Origin of the sequence: Micromonospora lupini (genome assembly GCF_026342015.1) — a bacterium.
Taxonomy (GTDB): domain Bacteria; phylum Actinomycetota; class Actinomycetes; order Mycobacteriales; family Micromonosporaceae; genus Micromonospora; species Micromonospora lupini_B.
In genome coordinates this window covers 2865897-2882928 of sequence record NZ_JAPENL010000001.1, presented here as the reverse complement: position 1 = coordinate 2882928, position 17032 = coordinate 2865897, and the positions used below count along the sequence as shown (strand labels likewise).

General features: G+C 74.3%; 16 protein-coding genes. 4 read left to right on the top strand and 12 right to left on the bottom strand.

Features of this window, described 5'->3' with window-relative positions; all coding sequences use genetic code 11:
• Nucleotides 1-20: 20 nt before the first annotated feature.
• Genes OOJ91_RS13150 through OOJ91_RS13140 form a run of 3 tightly spaced genes read right to left on the bottom strand, consistent with a single transcriptional unit; the run spans nt 21 to nt 2913 of the window.
• A complete protein-coding gene (locus OOJ91_RS13150) occupies nt 21-1268 on the bottom strand; it encodes a saccharopine dehydrogenase family protein (protein ID WP_266244861.1) in 1248 nt (415 codons plus the stop codon).
• 50 nt (nt 1269-1318) lie between these two features.
• The gene (locus OOJ91_RS13145; protein ID WP_266244860.1) at nt 1319-2467 is read right to left on the bottom strand and encodes an alcohol dehydrogenase catalytic domain-containing protein; all 1149 of its coding nucleotides are present in this window, start codon (nt 2465-2467) and stop codon (nt 1319-1321) included.
• Nucleotides 2464-2913 (bottom strand): hypothetical protein, encoded by a 450-nt coding sequence (locus OOJ91_RS13140; protein ID WP_266244859.1) that lies wholly within the window; start codon nt 2911-2913, stop codon nt 2464-2466. Before OOJ91_RS13140 ends, OOJ91_RS13145 begins: the two co-directional genes overlap by 4 nt.
• Nucleotides 2914-2980: 67 nt before the next feature.
• Between OOJ91_RS13140 and OOJ91_RS13135 the strand changes: the two genes are divergently transcribed.
• Complete coding sequence (locus OOJ91_RS13135) at nt 2981-6004, top strand: helix-turn-helix transcriptional regulator (protein WP_266244858.1); 3024 nt, start codon at nt 2981-2983, stop codon at nt 6002-6004.
• Between the two features lie 34 nt (nt 6005-6038).
• On the opposite strand, the gene OOJ91_RS13130 is transcribed toward OOJ91_RS13135, so the two are convergent.
• From OOJ91_RS13130 to OOJ91_RS13120, 3 genes are all read right to left on the bottom strand, one after another.
• Complete coding sequence (locus OOJ91_RS13130) at nt 6039-6587, bottom strand: DsbA family protein (RefSeq protein ID WP_266244857.1); 549 nt, start codon at nt 6585-6587, stop codon at nt 6039-6041.
• Entirely contained in the window at nt 6584-7081 is a 498-nt protein-coding gene (locus OOJ91_RS13125) for a redoxin domain-containing protein (RefSeq protein ID WP_266244856.1), read from the bottom strand. The genes OOJ91_RS13130 and OOJ91_RS13125 overlap by 4 nt, the downstream gene beginning before the upstream one ends.
• A 77-nt stretch (nt 7082-7158) precedes the next feature.
• A complete protein-coding gene (locus tag OOJ91_RS13120; RefSeq protein WP_266244855.1) occupies nt 7159-7845 on the bottom strand; it encodes a BON domain-containing protein in 687 nt (228 codons plus the stop codon).
• Nucleotides 7846-8266: 421 nt separating this feature from the next.
• Between OOJ91_RS13120 and OOJ91_RS13115 the strand changes: the two genes are divergently transcribed.
• A complete protein-coding gene (locus OOJ91_RS13115; protein ID WP_266244854.1) occupies nt 8267-11047 on the top strand; it encodes a cellulose binding domain-containing protein in 2781 nt (926 codons plus the stop codon).
• A gap of 275 nt (nt 11048-11322) precedes the next feature.
• On the opposite strand, the gene OOJ91_RS13110 is transcribed toward OOJ91_RS13115, so the two are convergent.
• Together OOJ91_RS13110 and OOJ91_RS13105 are read right to left on the bottom strand one after the other, a co-directional pair.
• Nucleotides 11323-11730 (bottom strand): hypothetical protein, encoded by a 408-nt coding sequence (locus OOJ91_RS13110; RefSeq protein WP_007463548.1) that lies wholly within the window; start codon nt 11728-11730, stop codon nt 11323-11325.
• A gap of 138 nt (nt 11731-11868) precedes the next feature.
• The gene (locus tag OOJ91_RS13105; protein WP_266244853.1) at nt 11869-12009 is read right to left on the bottom strand and encodes a hypothetical protein; all 141 of its coding nucleotides are present in this window, start codon (nt 12007-12009) and stop codon (nt 11869-11871) included.
• A 390-nt stretch (nt 12010-12399) separates the two neighbouring features.
• Between OOJ91_RS13105 and OOJ91_RS13100 the strand changes: the two genes are divergently transcribed.
• Nucleotides 12400-12762, top strand: coding sequence for an STAS domain-containing protein (locus OOJ91_RS13100; protein ID WP_007463546.1), 363 nt, complete (start codon nt 12400-12402; stop codon nt 12760-12762).
• Between the two features lie 17 nt (nt 12763-12779).
• On the opposite strand, the gene surE is transcribed toward OOJ91_RS13100, so the two are convergent.
• Both surE and OOJ91_RS13090 read right to left on the bottom strand, forming a co-directional pair.
• Nucleotides 12780-13607, bottom strand: coding sequence for a 5'/3'-nucleotidase SurE (surE, locus tag OOJ91_RS13095; protein ID WP_266244852.1), 828 nt, complete (start codon nt 13605-13607; stop codon nt 12780-12782).
• Nucleotides 13604-14581: a 1-phosphofructokinase family hexose kinase gene (locus tag OOJ91_RS13090; protein WP_266244851.1), complete on the bottom strand. Its 978-nt coding sequence runs from the start codon at nt 14579-14581 to the stop codon at nt 13604-13606. Before OOJ91_RS13090 ends, surE begins: the two co-directional genes overlap by 4 nt.
• A 172-nt stretch (nt 14582-14753) precedes the next feature.
• Between OOJ91_RS13090 and OOJ91_RS13085 the strand changes: the two genes are divergently transcribed.
• Nucleotides 14754-15221: an SRPBCC family protein gene (locus tag OOJ91_RS13085; protein ID WP_266244850.1), complete on the top strand. Its 468-nt coding sequence runs from the start codon at nt 14754-14756 to the stop codon at nt 15219-15221.
• A 93-nt stretch (nt 15222-15314) separates the two neighbouring features.
• Here the strand turns inward: OOJ91_RS13085 and OOJ91_RS13080 are convergent, their stop codons facing one another.
• Together OOJ91_RS13080 and OOJ91_RS13075 are read right to left on the bottom strand one after the other, a co-directional pair.
• Nucleotides 15315-15839, bottom strand: a complete 525-nt coding sequence (locus tag OOJ91_RS13080; protein WP_266244849.1) for a hypothetical protein — start codon at nt 15837-15839, stop codon at nt 15315-15317.
• Between the two features lie 122 nt (nt 15840-15961).
• Nucleotides 15962-17029: a coiled-coil domain-containing protein gene (locus tag OOJ91_RS13075; RefSeq protein WP_435821160.1), complete on the bottom strand. Its 1068-nt coding sequence runs from the start codon at nt 17027-17029 to the stop codon at nt 15962-15964.
• Between the last annotated feature and the right edge of the window lie 3 nt (nt 17030-17032).

Genomic DNA, 17032 nt, shown 5'->3' with positions numbered 1-17032 from the left:
CCCCTCGACCTGGTCGAGGGTCAAGCCGCCGGCTCCGCGTCCCGCGTCGCCGCCTCCGGTCCGGCCGCCACAGGCGGCGTCGGGGCGCTCTCGTCCTGCTTCAGCACCCGGAAGGTGAGCCCGGCCCGGACCAGCCGGTCCAGCAGCGCGTCACCCATCGCGGCGACCGGGCTGAGCTGGCCGGCGGTCGGCGGCAGGTCGTCGAGCGCCAGGCACAGCGCCGACTCGGCGAGCATCTTCGCCGTCTCGTCGTAGCCCGGGTCGCCGCCCGCGACCTCGGTGACCACGCGCCGCCCGCCGCCGACGCCGACGAACCGGACCCGGAACCAGGACGACGCCCGCTGCTGCGGGGTCGGACCCTGCCCGGAGGCGAGCCGCCCGAGCAGCCAGCGCCGGGTGGGCGGCACCTTCACCAGGCCGACAAGCGCGCCGAGCCCCACCGCGCTGACAAGCACGGTCGGCAGCCGCTTCACGGCGGCGAAGTGCCGGTAGCGGAAGTCCGGGCCGTACTCCGGGCGGGCCGACGCCGAGCGGCGGATCACCTGCGGGTCGATTGTCGGCAGCGGCACGGTCCAGATGCCCAGCTCCGTCGAGCGGGCCAGCTTGCCGGGTACCGAACGGACCCGGCGGTCGGTGGGGCGCGGCTCGACCGCCCGGCGGGCCCGGGCGGCCCGGCTGGCCTCCCCGGTGCGGGCGAACGCGGTGAGCGCGGAATGGTACGTCCCGGCGGAGAACCGGCCACCGGCGCGGACGTAGCCGTCGACCGTGATCGGGACGTCGGCGGGCAGTTGCTTCACGGTGAACCAGACGCCCAGGTCGTGGGGGATGGAGTCGAACCCGCAGGCGTGCACCAGCCGGGCGCCGGTGGCGGTCGCCTCGGCGTGGTGGCGGACGTACATCAGGTCGACGAACTCCGACTCCCCGGTGATGTCCAGGTAGTCGGTGCCGGCTCGGGCGCAGGCCGCGACCAGGGGCTCCCCGTGGTGGACGTACGGGCCGACGGTGCTGGCGACCACCCGGGCGCTCTCCGCCACGGCGCGCAGCGACCCGGCATCGGTCACGTCGGCGGTGAGCAGCGGCAGGTCGGTGAGCGTGGGGTCGATCGCCGCGAGCCGGTCGCGCACGGCGGCGAGGCGATCCGCGTTGCGCCCGGCCAGCGCCCACCGCAACCCGGGCGGCGCGTGCCGGGCCAGGTACTCGGCCGTCAGCCCGCCGGTGAAGCCGGTCGCCCCGAACAGCACCACGTCGTACGTCCGCTCCCCAGCCATCCCCCGAGTCTGCCACCCGCCATCGCCCAGCGCCGATTCCGAACGCCCCGTCACGGCGTGAACACGGCCCGGACGCAGCCGTCGGCGCGGTCGCGGAACAGCGCGTACCCCCGAGGGCTCTCCTCCAGCGGCAGCCGGTGGGTGGCCAGGTGCTCGGTACGCAGCTCGTCGCGGGCCATCCGGTGCAGCAGCATCGGCACGTCCCGCAGGTCGGGCCGGCGCGACCCCCGCACCGTGAGCCGCTTGTCGGTCGCCGTGCCAAGCGGAAACGTGTCCACGTTCCCCTCCGCGCCGCCGAGCACCACCACCACGCCGTCCTTGCGGCAGGCGTGCACCGCCTCGCGCACCGCGTCCGGGCTGTCGACGCCCCGGCCGGCCAGCCGCTCGGCGACCGACCGCGTCGCCGGTACGCCCACCGCGACCACGCACACGTCCGGGCCGCGCCCACCGCTGCGCTCCCGCAACTCCGCCGCGACGTCGGTGCGGCGGTAGTCCAGCGGCTCCGCCCCGGCGTGCCGCTCGGCCATCCGCAGCCGGTCGGCGTACCTGTCGACGACGAGCACCCGGGCGGCGCCGCGCAGCGTCGCGGCGCGAGCGGTCAACTGCCCCACCGCCCCGGCGCCCCAGACCGCCACCACGTCGCCGGGCCGCACCTCGCCCAGCTCGGCCGCCAGCCAGCCGGTGGGCGCCGCGTCGGCCGCGAACAGCGCCCTGTCGTCAGCTACCGCGTCCGGCACCCGGAACGCGCCCACGTCGGCGTACGGCACCCGGACGTACTCGGCGTGCCCGCCCGCGAAGCCACCCGCCGCGCGAGGCCGGCCGAAGCAGCCGGCGTCCGAACGCCCCCGGTCCGGATCGACGCTCGCCACCGCGGGGCCGCCGTTGTCACAGCAGGAGTGCCGTCCCCGGCGGCAGTACCAGCAGCCACCGCACGCCGCACTCGCCCCGACCACCACCCGGTCGCCGATCCGGTGCCGTCGGACCGCAGGACCCGCCTCGACCACCTCGCCGAGGAACTCCGCCCCCAACACGTCATCGGCGCGCAGCAGCGGGTCCCGACCGGCCAGCAGCGGCAGGTCGCCGCCGCTGGTGGCGCTGCGTCGGACGCGGACGATGACGTCCCGCTCGTTGCGCAGCTCCGGGTCGGGCACCTCGCGTACCGCCAGCTCGTCGGCGGCCACCAGGCACAGCGCCCTCACCCGCGGGCCGTCCGGCGGTCCAGCGCCGAGCGGTCCGCGCGCAGCACCTCGCCGGCCTCCACACGCTGCTTGACCTGGCGCAGCGTCCGGCGGACCAGCAGCCCCGGGTCGTCGCCGACCAGGTGCGCGGCCAGGCCGGCCGCCGCGGCGGCGCCGGCCAGCGGGCGGGCGGCCAGCTCGGTGCCCCGGTCACCCGGCGCCGGCCGCACCCGCACCTCGACCGCGCCGTCCAGCTGGCGCAACGGCTCCGGCCACAAGCCGTCGGGAAGGACCTGCTCCGGGGGTCGGTTCACGGTCACGACCTCCCATCCGGCCGCCGCGCTCAGGTCGCGGTCCGCGCCGGGCCTGCCGCTGCGCCGGGGTACGCGCACCAGCCGCGCCGCCCCGGCCCGCGCACCGCCGCCGAGGGCGGATCGTGCCCGCGCCAGCCGTCTGATCGGTCCCATCCGTCCTCCCGGTCCACGTCCCCCGATCGTCGGGCGCGCCCGGGTGAAGCGGGCTCGCCCGGAAGGGGTGAACGGGTCCCCGCCGGGTAACCGCTCGCCGACCGGGGGTGGAACGCGTCGGTGGGGGTGGGGCCGGGTGCCGGAACAGCAGGATCGCTCGCGAGTCGGCACGGCACCGGAACGCCGGGAGGAGCAGCGACCGCTGCTGGCGTCCCGGCTGACCCCGACCGTGCCGCCCGAGCCGGTGGTGGCACGACCCCGCCTGCTGCGCCGCCTCGACGAGGGCGGCGCCGGGCCTGTCACCCTGGTCGCCGCGCCCGCCGGCTGGGGCAAGACCACCCTGCTCGCCTCCTGGGTCCGGTTGACCGAGCCCGGGTCCACGTCCTCACCGGCCTGGGTGTCGGTGGAGGCCGGCGACGACGGCGACCGGCTCTGGGCGTACCTGGCTGCGGCGCTGCGCACCGCCACCGGGGCCGCCGACGACGACCTGGTGACGCCGCTGCCCACCGGACCGCCGCGCCCCGACCAGCTGGAACTGCTGGCGGCCGGGCTCGCCGCGGCGGAGCAGCCCGTGCTGCTGGTCGTGGACGACCTGCACCGGATCACCGACCCGGCGGCCCTGACCGGGCTTGAGTTCCTGCTCCGGCACTCCGAGCAGCGGCTGCACCTCGTGGTCGGGGCGCGGGCCGGGCTGCCGCTGGCCCTGCACCGGCTGCGCCTCGCCGGCGAGCTCACCGAGATCGGCCCGGACGAGTTGGCCTTCACCGACGACGAGGTGGCCGACCTGCTCACCGCGCACGCAGCGCCACTGCCGGCAGCCGCGGTGCGCCGTCTCCGCGAGCGCACCGGCGGCTGGCCGGCCGCGCTGCGGATCGCCGCACTGGCGTTGCGCGGGCAGCCCGACCCGGAGCGCTGGGTGGGGCAGTTCGGCGGCGATCAACCGGACATCGCCGGCTATCTGCACGAGGAGGTGCTGGCCGCCATCGACCCCGCCGACCGGGACCTGCTGCGCCGTACGGCCCTCGCCGAGACCGTCTGCGCCGACCTGGCCGAGGCGTTGACCGGCCGCGCGGACGCCGGGCAGGCGCTTGCCGACCTGGCCGGGGCCGGTGGCCTGCTGCACCCGGAGGGCACCCGCCCGCCCTGGTACCGCTGCGACCCGCTGCTCGCCGACCTGCTGCGCGCCGAGCTGGCCCGGCTGCCCGCCGACGAGGTGCGGGAGCTGCACGTGCGGGCTGCCGACTGGTACGCGGGCGCCGGCCGCCCCGTCGACGGGCTGCGGCACGCCCTCGCCGCCGGCCGGTGGGACCTGGCCGGCGACCTGTTCGTCGCGCACTGGCCGGAGCTGACCCGCTACGACACCGACCCGGCCGGCGGGCCGTCGCCGTCCCCGCCGTCCCCGCCGCCGGAGGTGGTGCACGCCGACCCGGAGGTGGCCCTTGCCTGTGCCGCCGAGCGGGCGTACGCCTGTGACCTGCCCGCCGCCGCCGGCCACCTGCGCACGGCCGCGGCGCACGCCGGCGCGCTGCCCGTGCCGCGGCGGGACCGGTTCCTGCGGTTGGCCACCGCGCTGGAGCTGACGGTGGCCCGGCTCGCCGGTGACCTGCCGCAGGCGCGTGCCGCCGCCGCCCGGCTGCTGCGCACGCGCCCGACCGATGGTTCACCGGCCGGGGTGCCGGAGGACCGAGCCGCCGTCCCGCCGGACGGCTCGGCGGTCCGGGTGCGCGAGCGCCCGTCGGCCGCCGACGACGCCGACCTGCGGGCCTTCACGGGCACCGCGCTGGGTCTCGTCGAGCTGTCCGCTGGCGCGCTGCCCGACGCACGCTTCGTCCGGGCCCGCGCGGCGGCCCGGGAGGCGGGTCGGCCCCGCACCGAGCTGGTCGACGCCAGCCGCGCCGCGCTCCTGCTCGCCGTCCGGGGTGACCTGCGCGCCGCCGAGGCGGCGGCCCGTGACGCGCTCGGCATGCCGCCCTGTCGGGGCTGGTCCTGCCGGCTCGACTGCGGCTACGCGTACCTGGCGTTGGCGGTGGTGGCCCTGCACCGCGACCAGCCCGAGGAGGCTGCCGCGAACCTCGCGCTCGCCGCCCCGGCAACCGGCGCAACCGGCCGGGCCGCCGCGACCGCCGCGACCGGCGCGACCGGCGCGACCGGCGCGACCGGCGGGGCCGCCGCGACCGGCGGGGCCGGCGCGACCGGCGGGGCCGGCCCGGTGGGCGTGGCCGGCCCGGTCGACGGCCTCGCGGAGGCGGGTTCCTCCGCCGGCTCGGGGCCGGCCGGAGAGCCGGTGGCGGCCGCGGTCTTCGCGCTGTGTCGTGCGGGGCTCGACCGGGACGCCGGCGATCCGGCGGCCGCCCAGCGGTTGCTCGCCGGCGCCCGGGAAGCGCTGCCCGACGAGCCTGCCGCCGGCGAACTGTCGAGCCTGCTGCGGGCGGCCGAGGCCGAGGCGAGGGCCGAACGGGGTGACCTGGACAGCGCCCGAAACCTGTTGGCCGGTGTCACAGGCGACGCGGCCACCCCGGCGCTCGACGTGGCGCTGTCCCGGGTCGAGCTGCGGGCCGGCGATCTGGGCGCCGCCGAACGGGCGTTGCCGGACTGGCAGCCGTCGTCGGCCGCCGCCTGGCCCCTTCCGGTACGCCTGGACGCCGGCCTGCTGGAGGCGGTGCTCGCCGAGCGGGCCGGAGACGGACGCCGGGCCGGGCGCGTCCTGGAACAGGTGCTGGACCTGGCCGGCCCGCAGGGCTGTCGCCGGGCGTTCACCAGGGCCCAACCGTCGGTACGGGACCTGCTGGCCGCCCACCTGGACGCGGGCACCGCGCACTTCTCGCTGGTCAGCGACCTGGTCCGGGGCGTCGAGGAGAGCGCGCCCCGGCCGGCGGTCGAGCCGGGTGGCCTACTCGACGAGCCGCTCACCGAGCGGGAGCTGACCATCCTGCGCTACCTGCAGAGCATCCTGTCCAACGTGGAGATCGCCGCCGAGCTGTCGCTGTCGGTGAACACGATCAAGACCCACGTGCGCAACATCTACCGCAAGCTCGGCGCGACCCGCCGGCGCGAGGCGGTCCGGCGGGCGCGCGAGCTGCGGCTGATCTGAACGACCTGGCGGCCACCCGGACCTGCCGTCCCGGTCAGGCGTTCGCCGCCGCGTCCACGGCTGCCAGGAGGTCGGGCAGGTCGTATCCGCCGTCGTGCCGGACGTCGTTGACGAACAGCGTCGGCGTGCCGTTGACCCCGCTGCGGATCCCGCCGACGAAGTCCCGGCGCACCCGGTCGGCGAACGTCCGGCGCTCCACCTCGCCGTTCAGCTCGTCCGGCGGCAGCCCGAGCTGCTCGACGCCGAGCGAGAGGTGCACGGGGTCCAACTGGTCCTGGTGCTCGTACAGCCAGTCGTGCATCTCCCAGAACTTCCCCCGCGCCGCGGCGGCCTCCGCCGTCTCCGCGGCCCGCTCGGCGTACGGGTGGACGTTGGCGATCGGGAAGTAGCGGTAGACAAGCCGTACCGTGTCGGCACGCTGGCGCAACAACTCGTGCAGGTTCGGGTACGCCGCACCGCAGAACCGGCACTGGAAGTCGCCGTACTCGATGACTGTCACCGGGGCGTTGGACGGCCCGCGCACGTGGTCCTCGACTGTCACCGGCTCCCGGAGCCGGGCGGTGACCTGCAGTGGGGTGGTCATCGGGCCATCACCTTCCGCTCGCGGGCGAGGTTGTCGAGCGCGTCGAAGATCCCGTCCGCGCCCGGGTTGACGTCGGGGGCCGACAGGTAGCTCCACGCCACCGTCCCGGCCGGGTCGAGCACCACGAGTGCGCGCGCCGCCTCACCCCGCGGGGTGTACGCGCCGTACTGGCGAGCCACCTCGCCCTTGGGCTCGAAGTCGGAGAGCAGCGGGAAGGTGATGCCCTGGCTCTCGGCGAACGCCCGGTGCGACCAGACGCTGTCCACCGAGATGCCGAGAACCATCGCCTCGTACTGGTCGAACACCGGTGCCGCCGCCTGGTACAGCGACATCTGGTCACCACAGACGGGGCTCCAGTCGGCGGGGTAGAAGGCGAGCACGACCGGGCGACCCCGGAACTGCTCGGGGCCGGTCTGGCGCCCGTCCGGAGTGCTCGGCAGGGTGAAGCCGGGCGCGGGGCGCCCGGGTTGGATCAGCCCGTTCGGATCACTCATGCACCAAGCCTGCCCCCGGGACGGGTGAGGCCGGCTCACCCGTCCCGGGTGGTTGCGCGCTGCCGTTGGCGGTCGGCTCAGCGCAGGACCGGGGCGACCGCGATGTGGTTCTGGACCTCCCGAATGCCCGGCGCGGACCAGGCCACCTGCTCCACCTCGGCGCGTTCGGGCATCGAGTGCACCAACCCGGCGAGCACCGCCGTGTCGCCGTGCACCCGAACGGTGATCCGCTCGGCCTCGGTGGCGCCGGCCCGGGCCAGCGCGTCCACGATCCGGCCGGCCAGGCTCGCGCTGTCCGGCGACGCGCTGGGCCGTACGGTGACGCCGTTGCTGACTCCACGGACGCCGGTGAGCCGGCAGACCGCTCGTTCGGCCGCCCGGCGCTGGTACTCCCACTCGACCTCGCCGTGCAGGGTCACCCAGCCGGCCGAGACGGTGACCTGGAGCTTCTCGATGGGCACGAACGCGTCCCACTCCAGGGCGTGGCCCGCCGCGGCGGCCAGGTCCGGGTCGGCGCGCTCGTCGCTGCCGGGCAGCTGCACGGTCAGGTCGTTGGCGACCGCCCGGACCCCGACGACCCGGTGCGCGGCCCGTTCCCCGGCCCACTTCTTCGCGTAACTGTCCACCCGCCCGGTCAACGTGACGACGCCCTCGGCGACGGTCACGCCGATCTCGTGGGGCTGCACCCGGGGTTCCCAGGTCAACTCGTCGAGTACGGCGGACTGGATGTCCTGGTCGGTACGCGTGATCGTCGCGATGGCCATCGGCCCTCCCTCCGCTGCGTGCACTGGTTGGCGGACCTGATGACGACAGTGGCCGGCAGGCCCGCCGGTGTCCGATCGTGCCGGCCGCCCGGGTGAGCGGACCTCACCCGATGCGGGCGACGAACGCGCCGGACCTGCCGCGCCGCCCGTCGACCACATACCACAGTCGATGATGGGAGCGCTTCCATAGCGGCGTCGAATCGGTTAGGGTGAGTGCGTTCCTCGATCGCGGGAGCCTCGCGTCGGGTGGTTGGAGCCAGGGCAAGCTCCGATCCTTCCCCCGCGTCGTCGTCCGTTCCCCGGGCCGCCGACGCACCACGTTCGGTCGATCCGTCCCCGCGTCGGCGTGCTCGTCCCCCGGGCCCCGACGTCGCAGTGGTCGATCCCGTCTCCCGGGTCTCCACCCCCGGAGAGGAACCACATGCCCAGATCACTGGCCGGCGCACTCGTGTCGGCGTTGGCTGTCGCCACGGCCGTCGTGGCGGTCCCCATCACCGCCGCGGGCTCGGCGCCGGTCCCGGCCGCCGCCGAGGCGTACACCTGGCGCAACGTCCCGGTCGGCGGCGGCGGCTTCGTGCCCGGCATCGTCTTCAACCCCACCGAGAAGAACCTGATCTACGCCCGGACGGACATCGGCGGGGCCTACCGCTGGGAGCAGTCCAGCCAGTCGTGGACGCCGCTGCTCGACTGGGTCGGCGCGGACCGCTGGGGCTACAACGGCGTGGTCAGCATCGCCACCGACCCGGTGCAGACCAACCGGGTGTACGCGGCGGTCGGCATGTACACCAACGGCTGGGACCCGAACAACGGCGCGATCCTGCGCTCGACAGACAAGGGCGCCACCTGGCAGGCCACCGAGTTGCCGTTCAAGAACGGCGGCAACATGCCGGGCCGGGGCATGGGTGAGCGGCTGGCGGTCGACCCCAACCGGAACAACATCGTCTACTACGGCGCCGAGGGCGGCAACGGGCTGTGGCGCAGCACCGACTACGGAGCTACCTGGGCCCGGGTCACCGCCTTCCCCAACGCCGGCAACTACCGGGCCGACCCCAGCGACCCCAACGGCTACAACGGGCAGAACCAGGGCCTCACCTGGGTCAGCTTCGACAAGAGCACCGGCGCCGCCGGCGCCACCACCCAGACGATCTACGTGGGCGTGGCGGACAAGGAGAATCCGGTCTACCGCAGCACCGACGGCGGTGTCACCTGGGCGCGCGTTCCCGGGCAGCCCACCGGCTACCTGGCGCACAAGGGTGTCGTCGACCCGGTCGGCGGTCACCTCTACATCGCCACCAGCGACACCGGCGGCCCGTACGACGGCGGCAAGGGCGACGTCTGGAAGTTCACCCGGTCGACGGGCGCCTGGACGCGGATCAGCCCGGTGCCCTCCACGAGCGCCGACGACTACTTCGGCTACAGCGGCCTGACCATCGATCGGCAGCACCCGAACACCCTGATGGTGGCCACCCAGGTCTCCTGGTGGCCGGACGCGATCTTCTTCCGCAGCACGGACGGCGGGGCGACCTGGACCCGGATCTGGGACTTCACCAGCTATCCCGAGCGGTCCCGCCGCTACACCATGGACATCAGCTCGGTGCCCTGGCTGACCTTCGGCGTCAACCCGGCGCCCCCGGAGGCCTCGCCCAAGCTCGGCTGGATGAACGAGTCGGTGGAGATCGACCCGCACGACTCCAACCGGATGATGTACGGCACCGGCGCCACGATCTACGGCACCACAGACCTCACCAAGTGGGACACCGGCGGTCAGCTCACCCTCCGGCCGATGGTCCGCGGCCTGGAGGAGACCGCCGTCCTCGACCTGGTCAGCCCGCCCAGCGGCGCACCACTGATCAGCGCGCTCGGCGACGTCGGCGGGTTCCGACACACCGACCTGGACACCATCCCGTCGATGCTCTTCACCCAGCCGGTCTTCACGACCACCACGAGCCTGGACTACGCCGAGAGCAAGCCGGCCGTGCTGGCGCGCGCCGGCAGCTTCACCGACGCCGACCGGCCCAACGACAGCCACGTCGCCTTCTCCACCGACGGCGGCGCCACCTGGTTCCAGGGCACCGAGCCGTCCGGCGTCAACACCGGCGGCACGGTCGCCGCCGCGGCCGACGGCAGCCGCTTCGTCTGGGCGCCCGGCGACGCCGGCCAACGCGTCGTCTACGCAGTCGGCTTCGGCAACTCGTGGTCGCCGTCCGCAGGCATCCCGGCCAACGCGATCATCGAGTCCGACCGGGTCGACCCCAACCGGTTCTACGGCTTCAGCGGCGGGCGGGTCTACCTGAGCACCAACGGCGGCGCGACCTTCACCGCCACGGCGGCGACAGGCCTGCCCACCTCCGACGTCCGGTTCAAGGCGCTGCCCGGCAAATCCGGTGAGCTGTGGCTGGCCGGGCCGGGCGGGCTGTGGCGCTCCACCGACTCCGGCGCAAGCTTCACCAAACTGGGCGGCGTCAGCGCCTCCGGCAACGTCGGCTTCGGCAAGGCGGCGCCCGGCCGGACCAACCCCGCGGTCTTCCTCTACGGCACTGTGGACGGCCAGCCCGGCGTACACCGCTCCGACGACGGCGGAACGACCTGGGTACGCATCAACGACGACCGCCACCAGTACGGCAACCCGACCGAGGCGCTGACCGGCGACCCGCGTGTCTACGGACGTGTCTACCTGGGCACCAACGGTCGCGGCATCCTGGTCGCCGACCGCACCGGCGGCACGCCGACGACGCCGCCCCCGACGACGCCGCCTCCGACCACGCCCCCGCCGACGACGCCGCCCCCGACGACGCCGCCTCCGACCACGCCCCCGCCGACGACGCCGCCTCCCACCACGCCGCCTCCCACCACGCCCCCGCCGACGACGCCGCCCCCGACGACGCCGCCTCCGGCTGGTGGGTGTGCCGCGGCCTACCGGGTGACAGGTTCCTGGTCAGGCGGGTTCCAGGCCGAAGTGGTGGTCAGCAACCCGGGGACCCGGCCCATCGCCGGTTGGACGCTCGGCTGGACCTTCCCCAACGGTCAGCGGATCAGTCAACTCTGGGGCGGCACCCACACCCAGACCGGAGCTGCGGTCTCGGTCGTGGACAGCGGCTGGAACGGCGCGCTCGGCGTCGGCGCCAGCACCACCATCGGCTTCCTCGCCTCCTGGACCGGCAGCAACGCGCCGCCGGCCACCGTGACCTGCACGAGTCGCTGACCCGGTGGCCCGGCGTCGTCCGGGCCGCCCGAGAACACCGGTCCGCCGGGGCTGCCTGAGGGGTCCGGCACCCTGGCGGGCCGGCCCCAATCGGATCAGCAGCCCGGTGTCGCCCGCCAGGCTCAGCAGCCTGGTGTCGCCCCGCCAGGCTCAGCAGCCCGGGTGTCGCCCGCCAGGCTCAGCAGCCCGGTGTCGTCCCGCCAGGCCGTGACGACCGACGCGAGCGGGCCCCGTCGACCGTGAGGTCGGCGGGGCCCGCTCGGGATGTCGGAAGGCTAGTCGTCCAGGCCGACGGGGGAGTTGGGGCGGTCGACGTCGACGAACTCGACGTCGTCGACCGCGCGGTCGTCCCGACTGCCGGCGGCGCGGGCAGCGGAGCCGACGGCCCAGCCGACAGCCGCGCCGACCAGGGCGGCCCCGATCAGGAGCGTCCACGGCAGCGCCGGCTGACGCCCGGCGAGCGCGTCGAAGGCGCGCGAGGCCCGACGCCGGGCCTCCTCGGCCGCGGAGCCCACCAGGTCACCCGCCCCCTCGGCGAGATCGCCGCTGCTGCGACGGGCCGAACGGGCGGTGTCCCGGACACTGTCTCCCGCGGAGCCGACGGCGGAGAGCAGGTGCTCCCACGCCTGGTCCGCGATCCGTTCCGGCTTGCTGCGCCGGTCCAGCAGGTTGGTTCCGAACATCGTGGTTACCTCCTCGGGTGCCGAAGCCGCCGGCCACTTCGGACTTCGGCGTCTGTCCAGCGCGGCACGGTTCGCTCACTCCGCAGTGCCCCGGGCCGAGCGGCGGCAAACCCGGTCGGGTGCGGCTCGGCGGCTCCCTCAGCGCACCGCCACCGCTGCCACACCGCTGGCGAAGTCGTCATCGTCGTCGTCATCGTCGTCCCCGCCGCCGAAACCGCAGGCCAGTACGAGGGCGAGCAGCACGCCTACCCCGGCCAGCCCGGCCAGTCGCTTGATCATCGAAGATCCTCTCCGTCACGGTGGGTGTTCCGGGCCGATGCTAGGCGGCGTCGGCAACCGTCCAGCCCGGACCGGACCGGGTGCCGTCGCACGACACGCCGGCCCTGTGCGGGGCCGATGTCCAGGGCACGCCGGTTGTCGGGCGTGTCGAGCCACGCCCGTTACCCTGGTCCGGCGACGCGTCGGTGCCGACCGATCGCGGAGTGGGCAGATAACGAAAAGTATTGAATGATCAGATGCCGAAAAGTGGGGATATGGGCGACTTTGTGCGTCCGGATCCGTGAATTGCTCATCCCGAGGGGTGGCGACCGAGGCCGTCGGAGGAATACTCTCGGTCGCGGCCCGCGTACTGATGAGACGCCCGGGGGACGGGCGGGTGGAGGTGCTCGCGTGAGCCTGTCGATCGTGAAGTCGGTCCTGTCCGGTGGAGTCGTGGAGATCGCCCCGCGGGGCGAGATCGACGTCGACACAGCGTACGAGGTGCGTGAAGCGATTGCGGAGGTGCTGGCCAAGAGCCGCCCGCTCCGCATCGAGTTGAACATGAGGCTTGTCACCTTCATCGACTCCGTGGGGATCAGCGCCATGGTCGCCGGCTTCCAGACCGCGGAGGTCAGCGGCGTCAAGCTGGTGGTCACCGAACCGAGCCGGTTCGTGCACCGTCAGCTCTGGGTGACAGGTCTGCTCGGTCTCTTCGGCGCACCGGAGCCGTACTTCGCCGGGGCCGCCACCCCCGAGGTGCTTCCCGGCGCCTGAGCGGGCCACGCCCGCCGTCAGGGCTGCTCGTCCAGACCGGTCAGGTCCACGTCGGTCACCTCGGTGACCGCCCGGATGGCCGTCACCGACGCGTACCCGCCGGCAAGCAACGCCACATCCGTGCCGGGCTGCGCGGCCTGGCCGGGCTCCTCCAATGAGGTACGCACGAAGCCGTGCCCCGACTCGGCCACCGTCATCTGCACCTGACCGAAACTGGCCAACGAGCCGCGCCGCACACCGCGCAGCCGCCCGTGCGGCAGGTCGGGGGCGTTGACGTTGAGCACGCTCTCCGGTGGCCCGGAGGTCAGTCGGGGGAGCAGGTCCAGGGCGACCCGCGCGGCGGTGTCCCAATGCCGTTCGGCGTCGCGTACCCGGGCGGCGGCATCCACCGCGGCCCCGCCGCTGGCGGCCGTCGCCTCGCCCGCGGAGAGCACGTCGAGCGAGACCGCCATGGCCCGGCACCCGTTCGAGGCGGCGGTGAACGCGGCGCCCACCGTGCCGGAGTGCAGCACGGCGCGGCCGGCGTTGGCACCCCGGTTGATGCCCGACAACACGACCGACGGCGGCGGGCCGAACGCGCCGTGCAGCGCGATGAGCGTGATGAAGCCGGGTGAGCCACCGACGCCGTACGCGGGCACACCCGCCAGTTCGGGCAGCGGATGGTCGTGCACCACCACCCGCCCGTCGCGTTCCACCGCGCTCATCGCGGCGCTGGTGCCGCTGGCCTCCTCAAGCGGCGCCGCGACCACCACGTCCAGGCCCCGCTGGGCGGCGGCCAGGGCCAACGCCTGGATGCCCGGCGCGGCGATCCCGTCGTCGTTTGTCACGAGCACCCGCAGCGTCACCGCTCGACCACCCGGTCGGCCAGCTCGTCGGGGGTCGTCCGCTCCTGTTGCCGGCTGTCCGCCGGGACCAGCCGGACCCGCTCCACCAGCCCCGTGATCGAGTCCAACCGTCCGGTGCCCAGCCCGTGCCGGGTCACGTTCAGCGCGCCGGCGGCGGCGCCGGTGCGGATGGCGGTCCGAATGTCGCCGCCACGGGCGATCACGGCGGCCACCCCGGCGGTCATCGAGTCGCCCGCGCCCCGCGGATCGGCGGCCTCCAGCCGGGGCATCTCCACCTCGAAGAGGTCCCCGTCGATGAGCGCCAGCGCCGGCTGGTCGGCTCGGCTCACCACCACCGTCTCGGCGCCGGCGGCGTGCAGGTCGTACATCGCCCGGGTCAGCTCGGGGCCGTCGCCGCTGCGGGCGCGACCGTCACGGATCAGCTCCTCGTGGCTCACCTTCAGAAAGAACACGCCGCTGGCCAGCACGGCGCCCAGGTGGTCACCGGACAGATCGACGACCACCCGGCTGCCGTTGGCGCCGAGGTCGGCGGCGAAGCGGCGGTACAGGTCGGCCGGGACGAGCCACGGGGCGTTCGGGCCACTGAGGACGCTCACGTCGGCCCGAAGGCCCTCGCCGAGCGCCAGGTTGTACAACTCGTCCAGCTCATGGCGGCTCAGTCGCTCCCCGGGCACGTCCACGACCTCCTGGCGGGACCCGCCCCGCCGGTCGTGCACGTACGCGCCGCTGCCGGAGTCGCGTACCACCACCTTCAGATTCACTCCCTCGCTGACCAGCAGCGGCTCCAGCACCTGACCGATCTCGCCACCGAGCGCGGCGCAGAGCACCACGTCCACTCCGAGCGACAGCACCATGCGGGCCTGCCAGACGCCCTGGCCGCCGGGGTGCAGGTGCAGCTCGGGCTGGTCGTTCGGCTGGTCCACGGTCACCGTGAGCTGTGGAGTGGGCGCGAAGACCATCACGTGCCCGCTCACCGGTCGTCACCGAACATGTGTCCCACCCTTCGTCACCATCGGTGATTTCCCATCAGCCGACCGTAATGGGAACGCTGCGCGAATGCCGGGACAACGGACGGTGTCCGTCCGGGCGTTGCCAGCCTGAGCCTCGTACGGGACGATCGTGCGACCAGCGACGTCGGGAGACGGTGTGCTCAGCAGCGATACCTTCAGCTACACCGTCCAGGCCCGCTGCTCACTCGCCGAGGCGGCGGCGTTGTTGAGCGACCTGACCCGCCAGGCTGAGCTGCACCCATTGATCGTGCGGGTCCGCCGGGTGCCGCCCCGCCCGGGCGCCCGAGCCAGCTACACGATCAACGACAGGCTCGCGGCGGGGCCGTTGCGCTTCCGCACCACCTACCAGGCGGACGTGCTGATCTGCGAGCCTGACGAGATCGTCACGGTGGCCCGCCAGTGGCCGGCCACCACCGTCCGCAACCACACCCGGCTGCGCGCCGAGCCGGACGGCCTGGTCCGGATCGACGTCGACATCACCCTGCGCGCCCCGACGCCCCTGTTCCGGTACGCCTTCCGGCAGGCCCGCGCCGCGCACCTCGCCCTGGCCACCCGTCTCGGCGCGGCCTTGGACACCACCCACGAAAACCAACCGCCGGCCTGACCCACCGCTCGCCCCCGGCCCGGTCGGTCGTGGTCTCCCGGCATGATCGTGCTCGATCCTGGTTGTAGTGGTGCCCCCGCGGCGCGATGGCCACTACTTCCTTGTTGTTGCGCGATCCTGCGCTGCGGCGGGCGCGTTCGTGGGCCCGGCGGGCCGGCCGGGTCGGCGGCCCCAGGGCTTGTACGTGGAGAGCACCGTCGCGATGATCATGAGAGTGGTCGACACCGAGGGTGCGATCACCAGGTCGGCGCGATCCCGTGCGGGCAGGGCGGCGCCCAGCGCGCTGGCGTGCCGCAGATTCGGGGTGAGCAGGAACAGCACCAGCCCGACCATCACCGTGGTGATCACGAGCTTGACCAGCACCCACCGGTAGCGCACCAGGCCCCACGGGGTGAGCAGCGCGCTGGCGACGCCGACGAGCCACACGAGCACGCTCAGCGGCGCGAACAGCACGGTGCCGACGAGCCCGGCGACCGGGTAGACCACGGCCGGGTCGGCGCCGCGCTGTGCCGCGATGCCGAGGGTGAGCAGCACCAGGTCCGCCCCGAGCCAGCCGAGCGAGGTGATCAGGTGCAGGGTGAGCAGCGCCTTGCGCGTGGTGGGCCGGATTCGCGGCATACCGGAAATGCTGCCGGCTCGATCGGCCCGGGTCGTCTGACCGTCGGCGACGTCCAGGCTACGTCCGCTGACGTACCCGGCACCGGCGCCCCGTGTCGACGGTGCGCCGGCCACCGGTGGGGTCAGTACACCGACAGGTGTACGTGGTTGGTGTGGTCGCTGGAGGGGTCGCCGTTGCCTCCGCTGTACGACTTCCAACCGCTGCTGGGCAGCCAGATCTGCCTGTACCAGATCACGTAGAGCACGGCGAGCCGGTCGGAGTTGCGGATGAAGTACGCGGCCAGGTTGTTGCCGTACGTCTTGTCGGCGCCTGTGGCGTCGCCGCCGAAGCCGCCCTTCGCCGCGGCGAAGTCGCAGGCCCGGCCCTTGGGGTGTTCGCCGGAGCCGCCGGAGCGGTGACAGGAGACGTAGTGGGTGAAGCCTGCGGCCTTGGCCTGGTTGAGGGCGTGCAGGGTGCGTGGGGTGATGCAGCCGCTGGCCGGGGTGGGGTCGTTGATGCTGCACGACTCGGACGGCCAGGAGCCGTCGGAGTTGCGTGGCGCGGGCTGGGCGTTGGCGGTGGAGGTGCCCCGGTTGGAGCTGGTGTCGGCGGCGGTGGTGCGCGGCTTGCTGGTGGCGACCGTGAGGGCCCGCTCGGCCTGCTCCTTGCGCTTGGCCATCACCTCGACCTGCTTGCGCTGCTCGCGGATCTCGCCGTCCAGGGCGGTGCGGGTGCGGTTGGCCTCGTCCCGGGTGGCGTGCAGGTCGCGCAGCACCCGGTCCTCGTTGGCGGCCACCACGTCCAGCGCTGCCGCCCGGTCCATGAAGCCCTCGGGCGTGTTGGTGTTGAGCAATGCCGAGACGGTGCTGAGCCGGCCGGTGCGGTACGCGACGCCGGCGATCTCGCCGACCTTGCCGTTGCGCACGGTCATCTCAGCCTCGGTGGCCTTGAGCTTTGTCGCGAGTTGCTGCTGTCGCTGGACGGAGGTGTCCAGGGCGCGCTTCGCGTCCAGGTAGCCCTTGCTTGCCGCTTCGAGCTGGGCCCGCAGCGCGGGGGTGCCGCCCTCCTCGTCGCCGTCGGGCGCCGCGGCGGCCCGCAGACCGCCGGGGGGAGCGGCGGTGGCGGCGCCGACCGGTACCGCGACGCCGAGGGTGACCATCATGACGATGAGTGCCGCGAGTCGGGCGGCGGGTGGTCGTGCTGGTGCCACTGA